We start from the raw sequence: 11,350 nt of genomic DNA, 5'->3' as shown, positions 1-11,350 counted from the left end.
TTAATATTTGTGTTATACTATTGAGAGTGTCCCCCCAAGTATTGGGAGGATTGCAGTATGCAAACACTAAAAAAACCTAGGAAAGGAGAAGCATTATGTCTTCTGATGTCGTCTTATCCGCAGCCTTGCGGAACAACCTACTTTCACTGCAGAACACACAGAGAAACATTGACACGACGCAACTGCGTCTGGCAACGGGTCTTAAAGTCAACTCTGCTTTGGACAATCCACAGAACTTCTTTACAGCGCAATCCCTGAATAACCGGGCAAGCGACCTCTCCCGTCTTCTGGACGGTATTGGCCAGTCTATCCGGACAATTGAGGAAGCTGACAAAGGGGTTACCGCACTGACCAACCTTGTTGAGCAGGCACAATCCATCGTGAGTTCCGCTCGTGATGAACTGGCTGCTTCAGAAGGGGAAGCCCGTGCAATTGGTGAAGTTGACCTGAGTACCTCCGATATTACGGCCGGTACGTTTGCTGCCGCCGGTATCGCTGCCGGTGACCAGTTCCAGGTCATTACAACAGATGATGACGGTCTGCAAATCGCTGAAACGATTACAGTGGCCGCCGGAGATACCGCCTACGCGCTGACAGCCAGAATCACGGACCAGTTTGCTGATAACCGGAACGGTGAAATCGTTGCCAGCGTAACGGATGAGGGCTTCATCTCGATCGAAAGCTCTGGCGGAAGATCTTTCCGTATTGTTGACAGTTTCGTCGGTAGTGGTACTGAACTTACAAATGCCGGTTTCACGGCACTTGGTCTTGGTGACTACTTCGAAATTGAAAGTGTTGACAACGCCGGGGCCGCGACACGGGCTGCCGCAACGATCGTTGCCGGTAACACGCTGACCTCGATTTCCCTCTATGAAAATAGCGGAGATATCGTTGAGGCCGGTGATGCCATTGCAGGCGCAACATTCCAGGATGTTGACGGAAACACGGTTATCACGGGCTTTGCGGTCGGCGACACGATTGACATTCAGGTCAACCGTGACGGCGGTAACTTCAACCAGACTCTGACATTGACGGCCACATCATCCTTCCAGGATCTTGTTGACCTTGTCAATCAGGATGCAAACCTGAAACTCTACCTGGAAGCGGGCTTTGACAGCAACACGGGACAGTTCACCCTGACGTCTATCTCTGACGAAGTGAACAGTGCCGGCATCACACTCGGTGCCGTCGGTGCTGCCAGCTTTGATATCGGACTGGGCGATCCGGCCGGTACGCTGGACCCGATCACGGTTGCTGCCGGTGTTCCGGAAGAGCGCGTGTTCTCTTTCAACAGTTCAACAGCTGCCTTGGACAATCTGGCTGCCGACTATAATACGTTGCGCGACCAAATTGATTCGCTGGTTGCTGACGCTCAATATCGTGGTGTTAACCTCTTGAACAAAGACAATCTGACCACCTTCTTTAACGAGGACAATACAAGTTCTCTTATAACGAGAGGTGTGAACTTTACGGCAGACGGTCTTGGTTTGACGGAAGCCTCTTTCCGGAGTCTTTCGGATATTGAACTGAACTCTTCCCAGGCACGGACTGCCTTGGAATCTGTTCGGGGCTTTGGATCGACACTGGCCAACAACCTGTCCATTATCCAGACCCGTCGTGACTTTACACAAAACACGATCAACACACTGAGAGCTGGTGCAGACGACCTGACGGTCGCCGATCAGAACGAGGAAGGTGCAAACCTGCTGGCCCTGCAAACGCGTCAGCAATTGGGTGTTACCTCCCTGTCTCTGGCTGCTCAGTCTCAGCAATCCGTCCTCCGGTTGTTCTAGAACGAAGAACAATCCGCTTCAGAGGGGCGGCAGGATATACCAAAGAGCCGGCGAAGAAATCGCCGGCTCTTTTTTTATGCTTTTTTCTTTAAAAACAGATTGTCTTCCTTAACTTTTTATCAGCTTTCCTGTAGTATCCTGAAACTACAGGAAGAAATCCTAAAACTTAAAAGGAGGAAGAAATCCCATGGGACTTGTTATCGATCTCAAACCAGGCGAAAAAATACTCATTGGCGACGCCGTCATTACAAACGACACGCAGCGCACCCGTCTTCATATTTCCGGAGAATCTCCTATCCTGCGTGAAAAAGACGTCATGCAGGAAGAAGAAGCCGACACGCCCTGCAAAAAAATTTATTTTATGATCCAGTGCATGTATATGGCGAACGATTCCAGAGAATACCACAATAAATATTTTGAACTGGCCAGGGAAATACAGCACGCCGCGCCTCAAGCCTCTTTCATGTTCCTCATTATCAATGAAAAAATTATGGATGGCGCCTATTATAAGGCTATGAAAGAAGCCAGAGAACTGATCAAACTGGAAAAGGAGCTGCTTGAAAATGTCGCCAAGTAAGCCCACACAGCCGAACAATCCCTATGCCGCCGCTGCGGGCGCATATGGAGACAACGCTCAAAAACACACGCCGGATCAACGCGAACTGGAAGCGCGCGTCCTTTTGAAATCCGCTAAATTTCTGCAAGACCTCCAAAACGACTGGGACAATGTAAACAGCGACCTTCTGGAAGAAACGCTGCGCTACAACCGTCAGATATGGATGATGTTTTACGATACGGCCCTTGAAAATCCGGACAAAGACCGCCCCAACGACCTGCGCTCCAATATTGTAAATCTTGCCAATTTTGTGTTTAAACGGGAAACTGAAATCATGGCCAATCCGGAAAAGAACAAACTGGATGTGCTGATTAATATCAACCGTGAAATCGCCGCAGGCCTTATGGCCAAACCGGAAAACACCGGGACGAATCCACGGGAAGACGGCACAAAAAAACCACCCGAAAGTGGCCAGACATCAACCTCCGCCTAAGCAGATATCTAAATCATTATGCCTGCGTGTCCACGCTGACAGCCTGCTGCACTTCCAGTGCCGATGTAGACTGCTGTTGTGCCGGCGCAGCCGTTTCCGGAGCCGGGGTTGGCGCCTCTTCTGTCGTTTCCGTCTTGTCGGAAGGCTGCTTGACTTCCGGAGTCTCGCTTCTTTGTTGCGTTTCCAGCGCCGCAGCAGCCGCCTGCGCCCTCGTATAGGCCTTAAGCTGGCTTTCGGACGGAAACTGGCGAAGGACATCGCCGGTATCTGAATCACGGATTTGCAAAACAGCACGGTCAAAATTCACATCGACGTGAATGTAAGGACTCACGTAAGGGGCCCGCGCCACCTCCTGCACACGTTCAGGATTTGCGGCGAAAGAGCGCGAAGCCGCCTGCTGCTCCACGTTTCCACGAACCAGAGGCGCATTCGACAACACTGAATTCACAGCTTCTATCATAATATGCTCCCTAATCAAGCGTGCCTAAAACAAAGACATAAATCAGGCACACTACCCTAGTATCATTCTATCTAAAGATAGTCCACTTGTCAACAAAAAAACCACCTTCGGGACAAGTAAAGAGGAAGATTACGACGGCCAAATATTTTAATTAACTATTCGTTAACTTCTTAAAAAACAAGTAAATATAAAAAAACAAGATAAATACTACATATTTTTTTACTTGTTTGTTTGAAGACCCTGATAAATCGTCCTTTTAAAAGCAAGAAAAAGAGAAAAATTTTCTCTAAAAACACAAAGGATTTTCTTCCTTATTTTCAAAACACTTTTTAGCGATATGTTAAATAATTGACGCAATAATCAATAATTAAAGCATCAAGCCTCACAACATAAAAAAAGCGTATCACTATGAAAACAAAGAATACAAACGAGCCGAACCTCCCGCCTCCGGATATAAAACGCTGGGTAAAATCCAGAAAACTGGCGGTTGTGAAAGCCATAGAAAAAGGCTTTTTGAGCAAAGACGAGGCTTGCACCCGCTATAATCTCAGCCTTGAAGAACTGACCTCGTGGACCAAACTTCTGGAACGGCACGGACCGGAGGCTTTGCGCACCACGCATTTGAAACAATACCGGGCCGAAGACCTTCAGAAACAAAACTTTCAGATTATCTGACAATATTTTCATATAAGCACACGAAGCTCTAACCGTAGAAAAAGCGACAAAAACAGTTTATAATCCTCTGTGAATGTTTACGTTTTCAGAGGGCTGAAAACGTGTTATTTTGCGTAAGACAAGATATCTCCACAGGCCGCCCTTGCGTTCCCGCCTTCTTATCTTCTAAGGGTTCCGGCCGAGTTCTTGCCATGCGTTTATGACGAAAGACAATGATTACAGGGTAACCGACACGTGAACAGCTTTCTTGAAACCTTAAAACAACTTGGAGCCGCCCGCCTCGGCATTATGGGGGGCGTTTTGCTTTCCCTCCTCGTCTTTTTCATTTTTGTCTCCATGCGGGTTTCAACGCCGGATCTCAAACTCCTCTACAGGGATCTGTCGTCCTTGGATTCGGGCGCCATTGCCGCCAAGCTGGAAGAGGCGCAGTTTCGCTACGAAATTTCGCAAGACGGCTCCCGCATTATGGTCCCCGAAAATGACATAGGACGCGCCCGCATGCTTTTGGCGGAAGCCGGCCTTCCCAATGGCGGTTCCATGGGGTACGAACTGTTCGACAAAGAGTCCGGGTTTGGAACAACGAATGCCGTCCAGAATTTAAACCAGGTTCGCGCCCTTGAAGGGGAGCTTGCCAGAACCATCAGCTCTCTGGACCCCATTCGCAGTGCCCGCATCCACCTTGTTTTGCCGCGCCGGGAACTTTTCAGCCGCGAAAGCCGGAGCGCCAGCGCCAGCGTTGCGGTCGGCATACGCCCCGGAGCCCGGCTTGAATCAAGCCAGATCTTGGCTATCCAGTCCCTTGTCGCTTCTGCCGTGCCCGAACTGACCGTGGAAAAAGTTTCGATTATCGACCAGAGCGGAAAACTTCTGGCCAGGGGCGGTGACGAAAACACGACGACGGCCAGCCTCAAGGCCGAGGAAATGAAACTGAATTATGAGCGCCGCATGACCCAATCCATCGAGGATCTGGTGGGGCGCACGGTCGGATACGGAAATGTCCGCGCCAATATCACGGCTGAAATGAATTTTGACCGGGTCAATACAAACGAAGAAATATTCAACCCTGAGGGGCAGGTTGCCAGGTCCACACAGACCACGGAAGAAAGCAGCACGGAAAGAGACGTTGCGGCTGAAAATGTTTCGGTTGAAAACAATCTTCCCGGCGTCGGGAGCGATCTGTTTTTAGATGAAAAACCTTCCCTTGAGAGTAACCGTGTTGAAGAGGTCAGCAATTACGAAATCAGCAAAACCATCCGCAGCACGGTCCGGGAAGCAGGCGAAATCAAACAGCTTTCCGTTGCCGTTCTTGTAAACGGGACATACACGACGAATGAGGCGGGTGAAGAAATATACCAGCCGCGCAGCGACAAGGAACTGGACCAGATTGCCGCACTGGTGCGCAGCGCCGTCGGGTTTGACGCCCAGCGCGGCGACACGATCGAAGTGATCAACATGAAATTCGCGCAAATAGAAACCACGGATGACTCTCTGGTCGCGGATACTTTTTTTGGGTTTGATAAAAACAAACTTCTGGACGCTGCGGAAATCCTGACCGTCGCTATCATGGTTATTCTTGTAGTCCTTCTGATTCTCCAACCGATGGTCGGGCGGCTTCTTGCGACGGAAGGCCCGCAACTGGATGAAGAGATGGAAACGGACCTTCTGGCGGCCCGTCCGTCAAGTCCGGCGCTGGAGGGACCTTCCGAGTTTGAACCCGGAGATGCCGGGGAAGAGGAGAGCATGATCGACATGCAAAAGGTCGAAGGGCAGGTAAAAGCCTCTTCCGTGAAGAAAGTTGAAGACATCGTTGATGCCTATCCGGCGGAAACCGTTTCTGTTATTCGCAGCTGGATGACGCAGGAATAAAAGACGCAAACGTAGGAAAAACAAGAGAAAAGCATGCGCGTTACTGAAGATTACAGAACCCTTTCCGGACCGGAAAAAGCTTCCATCTTTATGCTGGCGCTGGGAGAGGAATATATTGCCAAAATTTTTGAGCATATGGACGATGAAGAAATCCTTGAAATCTCGCAGACCATGTCCGGTCTTGGAAAGGTGGATTCGAGTGTCGTTGAACGGCTTTTTGTAGATTTTGCCGAACAGATGAGTTCCGCCAATTCACTCATCGGAACGCAGGACAGCACCGAACGGTTGCTGGCAAAAGCCGGCATGAGTCCGGAAAAAATCGAATCCATTATGGAAGAAATCCGGGGGCCTGCGGGCCGCACGATGTGGGAAAAGCTCGCCAATGTGAACGAAGAAATCCTCGGGAACTTTCTCCAGAAGGAATATCCGCAAACAGTCGCCGTCGTGATGTCCAAAATTTCAACGGATCACGCCGCCAAAGTTCTGGCCATGCTTCCCGACAGTTTTGCGCTCGAAGTCATTAACCGGATGCTGCGGATGGAAGCCGTCCAGAAAGAAGTTCTGGAAGACATAGAACGCACCTTGCGGACAGAATTCATGTCCAATCTTGCCAAAACCCAGCGCCGCGACAGCCACGAACTGGTGGCCGATATTTTCAACAATCTCGAACGCACGTCGGAACAAAAATTCATGGAACAGCTTGAAAAAGCGGCCCCTGAATCCGCCGAAAAAATTCGTAGCCTTATGTTTACCTTCGAAGACCTCCAAAAACTTGATCCGGCGGCTATTCAAACGGTTGTGCGGGCGGCGGACAAAGAAAAACTTCCTACAGCGCTCAAAGGAGCGACAGAGACCCTGCGCGACCTGTTCTTCTCCAACATGTCCGAACGTGCAGCCAAAATCATGAAAGAGGACATGGCGGCCATGGGACCTGTACGCCTCAGGGATGTCGAGGAAGCGCAGCAATATATTGTAGGCGTGGCCAAAGATCTGGAAGACCGTGGTGAGATCACCATTTCGACAGGCGCAGAAGAGGACGAGTTGATTTACTGATATGTCAGACATGAAACCTGGACAAAACAGACCTGACGATCCTATGAAAAAATTTTTCTTCGACCTGCACGATTTTAGCGATCCAAACGCCGCGGAAGAGATTGAAGAGGAACTCCCTCCCCCTGTTTTTAACGAGGAACAGCTTGAAGCCGCGCGGCGGGAAGCGCATGCTTTGGGGCGTCAGGCAGGGCTGGATGAAGCCGCCGCCAGCCGGGAACAGCTTGTCGCAAACATGCTCCGCAATATTTCGGAATCTTTTTCAAAACTTTTTGCGTCCGAACATATCCGTGAAAAACAATTTGAACAGGAATCCGTTAAGCTCGCCCTGGAAATGCTGGAAAAACTTTTTCCGGACCTCAATGAAAAAATCGGACAATCCGAAATCAAAAATATGATCGCGAATGTCCTGCACACACATTCCGGGCAAAACTCTGTCCGCATTGAAATCGCTCCCGCCGTGAAAAAGGACGTAGAAGACCTCCTTCAGTCACACATGGATTCGCACCAGAGCGGACGTGAAAAACAGCCCCTCTACAAAATTATCGAAAAAGAAGACATGAAAGAAGGGGAATGCCGGATGCTCTGGGATGAAGGCGGCGCCATCCGCTCTCCGGACCGGATTACAGAAGAAATCCGGAAAGAATTTAAAAAACTCCTCCCCAGCCAGCCCCAAAAAGAACAGGAGAATCTTCCCGCAGAGAAAAATAGTGGTATAAACAAAGAGATAAATGCAGAATCACCGGATATAGAGCCGGATGGAGAGAAAGATGAGTGACGAAACCGAAACACCAGAAGAAGCCGTGACGGAGACAGATGGAGACGCCGGAGATTCTTCGGGAATGCAGCTTGACGAGATCGAAGGCTCTGTTGTCGGGCAGGAAGAAGAAAAGGAATGGGCCGAAGGAGAGCCTATGACGGCGGATGTGACCGCCATCTACGACATTCCCGTTCAAATTTCGGCGGTCCTTGGACGCTCCAGCATGCCGGTGAACCAGCTTTTAAAACTGGGCCGGGGCGCTGTGGTTGAGCTTGACCGGAAAGTCGGGGAAGCGATTGATATTTATGTAAACAACCGCCTTGTCGCCCGCGGCGAGGTGGTGGTTGTAGAAGACAAGCTCGGCGTAACAATGACTGAAATTGTGAAATCAGACAAAAGCTAAAAAGACGGTTGATAGAACATCATGGACGAGAAAACCGAAAATACCCTCTCATCTGACGCCCAGGCGAATATTGTTATCAAGATCGAAAGTCCTAAAATATCTGTCGATCTGGTCACGGTGCTGGGGCTCATCTTCGCCGTTGGAGTGATTGCCGGCGCCATTCTTGTAAATCAGAGCAAAGCCAACTTTTTCAATGTGCCTTCTTTCCTGATCGTCATTCTCGGCACCGTTTTTGTGACCAGCATTTCCTATAGCTGGGAGGAACTGAGCAAAGCCGGAAAAATCTTCGTCCAGTCCATGATCCGGAAAAGAGTGAACCCTTCGATCATGGCCACGCAGCTTATGGACATCACGATGCTTGCCCGGAAAAAAGGAATGCTGGCCCTGTCCGGGATCGAAAAGGAATTAAAGAAAGACATTCATCTGGCCGACGCCGTTCAGATCGTCACAGACGGCTATGGCGGGGAAGATATCGAGCGCGTGCTGTCGCAAAACCTGGATGCGCTCGTCGAACGTCATCGCCGCGCAGCCAGCATTGCCCGCCGGGGCGCGGATGTCGCGCCTGCCATGGGACTGATCGGAACGCTCGTGGGACTGGTGCAAATGCTGGCAGACCTTCAAAACCCCGATAGCATAGGACCTGCCATGGCGGTGGCCCTCCTGACCACGTTTTACGGCGCCATTTTGGGAACCGTTGTTCTCTCCCCCATTGCCGCGAAGCTGGAGCGGAATTCCAACGACGAAGCGATGATCCGCTCTCTGGTTTTAACCGCGATGTCCTCCATTGCGCGGCAGGAAAACCCGCGCAGGCTGGAAATGCTTTTAAACAGCGAATTGCCGCCGGACCAGCGCATTAATTATTTCGACTAAAGGAGTTAAAGTACGATGCGTTTGATGATTATCGGCCATCTGGAAGGCTATATCAGCGCCGCAGGAAAAATCGCCCTGCAACGCGGCGCCAAGGTTATTCATTGCGAAGACACACAGCAGGCCCTGGGCGCTTTGCGCAACGGAAAAGGCGCAGATGTCGTGATGTGTGACATCAAGCAAAAAATCGGCCCCTTTGTTGCCTCCCTTGCGGAAGAGCGCATCAATGTCCCCGTCGTGGCCTGCGGCATTGGAACGGATTCACGCGCGGCCGTAAAAGCGATTGAAGACGGCGCAAAGGAATATATCCCGCTCCCGCCCGATGCCGAACTGATCGCCGCGGTCCTGGAAGCCGTCACAGAGGAAGACGACCGCATGATTGCCGGCGATCCGGCCATGAAGGACGTCCTGACGCTGGCCGACAAAATTGCGCCCAGCGAAGCCACCGTTTTAATTACGGGCGAATCCGGAACGGGCAAAGAGGTGATGTCCCGCTACATCCATAAAAAATCCAAACGCAAGGACGGCCCTTTTATCGCGGTGAACTGCGCCGCTATTCCCGAAAACCTTCTGGAGTCCGAACTTTTCGGTCATGAAAAAGGAGCTTTCACCGGGGCCGCAGCGCGCCGTATCGGAAAATTTGAAGAAGCCCATACCGGCACGCTTTTGCTGGATGAGGTTTCGGAAATGGACCCGTCCCTTCAGGCAAAACTTCTGCGCGTCCTGCAGGAAAAAGAGATTACGCGTATCGGATCGAACGAACCGGTCAAAGTCGATGTGCGGATCATCGCCACCTCCAACCGCAACATGGAAGACAGCGTCAGCAAAGGGGAGTTCCGCGAAGATCTTTATTTCCGCCTGAACGTTGTCAATATCCGCCTGCCGGCCTTGCGCGAACGCCCGGCCGATATCGTCCCGCTGGCGCAGTTTTTTGCCGACAAATTCGCGGAAAGCAACGGCATCGACAAAAAGAAACTCTCCAAGGAAGCGCAGGAAAAAGTGAGCGCCCACAACTGGCGGGGAAATATCCGGGAACTCGAAAACACGATGCATCGCGGTATTTTGATGTCGCTGGAAGAAGACATCGAAGCCGGCGCCCTTCATATCGAAGGCAGCAGCTTTGCAAGCGGGTCCGCCAGCGGCGGCGGCGCGAAACAGCCCCCGGACCCTGCAGGCGTTTCCAGCGCAGGGGCCTGCACCGTCAAAAACACAGGCGCGGTTGAATCTCTTATTGGGCGCACCATTTCGGATGTGGAACGGGATATGATCTTAAACACGCTCGACCATTGTCTGGGCAACCGGACCCACGCCGCAAACATCCTCGGCATTTCCATCCGGACGCTGCGCAACAAGCTCAATCAGTATAAAGAAGAAGGCCGCGACATCCCCGCCGCCCAAAACGGCTAGATATCGCTTTCAGGCACTTGCGCCTGTTCTTCGGCAAACTTCACGCTTAAGTAAAGCGTATCTTCCTGCCCTTCCGGTGCTACGCCGGCAAGTTCTTTCGAAGCCTGCCCGGCTGCGGAGGACGTCACAACAGACGCCGGATCGACGCCCTGCCCGCTTAAAACATTCTGTATGACAAGCTCCCTGTCCGCGCTTACCCCCTGCCCCGACAAAATAATCCGGTAAGGTTTTCCCTTGTTTGTTTGGATCAGGGAAACGGCCTCCTGAATCGCCGCTTCCGCGCCTTGCGCAAAAGCAGATGTCCCGGCGTTAAAAGAAACGGCGTAACGCCCGGCCTCGACATAAGGATCATTTACCGCCGCCAGCGCCTCAAAGAAACCTGCGCGGCAAGTCATGTCCTTTTGCCCTTCCTCGGCCTGATCCAGCCAGCAGTCATATTGCGCCTGCGCCTGCGCAAGCCGGGCATAATTTTCCGGCAGCATTTTAAAACGCATGGCGTCAATCAACTCTGCGCGCGCCTGTTTTAATTCCGTTGTGGATTCTTCATCGATCTTAAACTCCCCGACATAACCGACGGGGACATGCTCCCCTTTCACGGCTGCGCTTGCTTTTTCCGTGTAATATTTGGCCGCCCTGTAATCATACAGCTCATCGTTTTCGTATTTTGCCATCGCATAATACTCCAGCGCCAAAGACCGGCTAAAAGAAACGGCCTCTGCGGCAACGGCCCCGCCGGCAGCAGGAGTCACCGTGTTAAGCCCCTGCGCATTCATGGCATATTGCTGCGGCGATGTGCCTGTCTGGAAGTCCTTCTCCAGAGAAGCCAGATCATCGCTATAATGACCACAAGCCGATAAGGTGAGGGCAGAAACAAGAGCGAGCGCCTTTAAAGAATATGTCATAATATCTCCTGAAACGAATTTTATTTGCTATAATAAAGCAAAGACCAAGCCAAAAATCAAATATTTTCTTTTTATTCTACGCGCGCCCAAGACAAAAACAACCGCTATCCCCCTGATA

General features: G+C 51.2%; 12 protein-coding genes. 10 read left to right on the top strand and 2 right to left on the bottom strand.

The window, feature by feature from the left end; all coding sequences use genetic code 11:
* The first annotated feature begins 95 nt into the window (after positions 1-95).
* From H6853_05195 to flaF, 3 genes are all read left to right on the top strand, one after another.
* Positions 96-1,793: a flagellin gene (locus tag H6853_05195; GenBank protein ID USO02947.1), complete on the top strand. Its 1,698-nt coding sequence runs from the start codon at positions 96-98 to the stop codon at positions 1,791-1,793.
* A gap of 187 nt (positions 1,794-1,980) precedes the next feature.
* Positions 1,981-2,370, top strand: coding sequence for a flagellar biosynthesis repressor FlbT (locus H6853_05190; protein USO02946.1), 390 nt, complete (start codon positions 1,981-1,983; stop codon positions 2,368-2,370).
* The gene (gene flaF / locus H6853_05185) at positions 2,357-2,842 is read left to right on the top strand and encodes a flagellar biosynthesis regulator FlaF (GenBank protein ID USO02945.1); all 486 of its coding nucleotides are present in this window, start codon (positions 2,357-2,359) and stop codon (positions 2,840-2,842) included. Before H6853_05190 ends, flaF begins: the two co-directional genes overlap by 14 nt.
* Before the next feature lie 16 nt (positions 2,843-2,858).
* Here flaF and H6853_05180 read toward each other — a convergent pair whose 3' ends face one another.
* Entirely contained in the window at positions 2,859-3,302 is a 444-nt protein-coding gene (locus H6853_05180; GenBank protein USO02944.1) for a flagellar protein FlaG, read from the bottom strand.
* Between the two features lie 408 nt (positions 3,303-3,710).
* Here H6853_05180 and H6853_05175 point away from each other — a divergent pair, with 408 nt between their 5' ends.
* The 7 genes from H6853_05175 (at position 3,711) to H6853_05145 (ending at position 10,330) form a co-directional block, all read left to right on the top strand.
* Positions 3,711-3,977: a DUF1153 domain-containing protein gene (locus H6853_05175; GenBank protein ID USO02943.1), complete on the top strand. Its 267-nt coding sequence runs from the start codon at positions 3,711-3,713 to the stop codon at positions 3,975-3,977.
* Positions 3,978-4,211: 234 nt separating this feature from the next.
* The gene (gene fliF, locus H6853_05170) at positions 4,212-5,843 is read left to right on the top strand and encodes a flagellar M-ring protein FliF (GenBank protein ID USO02942.1); all 1,632 of its coding nucleotides are present in this window, start codon (positions 4,212-4,214) and stop codon (positions 5,841-5,843) included.
* Positions 5,844-5,876: 33 nt separating this feature from the next.
* Entirely contained in the window at positions 5,877-6,896 is a 1,020-nt protein-coding gene (fliG, locus tag H6853_05165) for a flagellar motor switch protein FliG (protein USO02941.1), read from the top strand.
* A 43-nt stretch (positions 6,897-6,939) separates the two neighbouring features.
* Positions 6,940-7,671 (top strand): hypothetical protein, encoded by a 732-nt coding sequence (locus H6853_05160; GenBank protein USO02940.1) that lies wholly within the window; start codon positions 6,940-6,942, stop codon positions 7,669-7,671.
* 64 nt (positions 7,672-7,735) lie between these two features.
* Positions 7,736-8,056, top strand: coding sequence for a flagellar motor switch protein FliN (fliN, locus tag H6853_05155; protein USO04608.1), 321 nt, complete (start codon positions 7,736-7,738; stop codon positions 8,054-8,056).
* A gap of 21 nt (positions 8,057-8,077) precedes the next feature.
* Complete coding sequence (locus H6853_05150) at positions 8,078-8,926, top strand: MotA/TolQ/ExbB proton channel family protein (protein USO02939.1); 849 nt, start codon at positions 8,078-8,080, stop codon at positions 8,924-8,926.
* 15 nt (positions 8,927-8,941) lie between these two features.
* A complete protein-coding gene (locus H6853_05145) occupies positions 8,942-10,330 on the top strand; it encodes a sigma-54-dependent Fis family transcriptional regulator (GenBank protein USO02938.1) in 1,389 nt (462 codons plus the stop codon).
* Here the strand turns inward: H6853_05145 and H6853_05140 are convergent.
* Positions 10,327-11,232 (bottom strand): hypothetical protein, encoded by a 906-nt coding sequence (locus tag H6853_05140; protein USO02937.1) that lies wholly within the window; start codon positions 11,230-11,232, stop codon positions 10,327-10,329. The two genes, H6853_05145 and H6853_05140, sit on opposite strands and share 4 nt — an antisense overlap.
* Positions 11,233-11,350 lie beyond the last annotated feature (118 nt).

The organism is Rhodospirillales bacterium (assembly GCA_023898765.1).
Classification (GTDB): Bacteria; Pseudomonadota; Alphaproteobacteria; order Micavibrionales; family Micavibrionaceae.
Note: the sequence above shows the minus strand (reverse complement) of the source record. Positions and strands in the feature narration are given on the sequence as shown.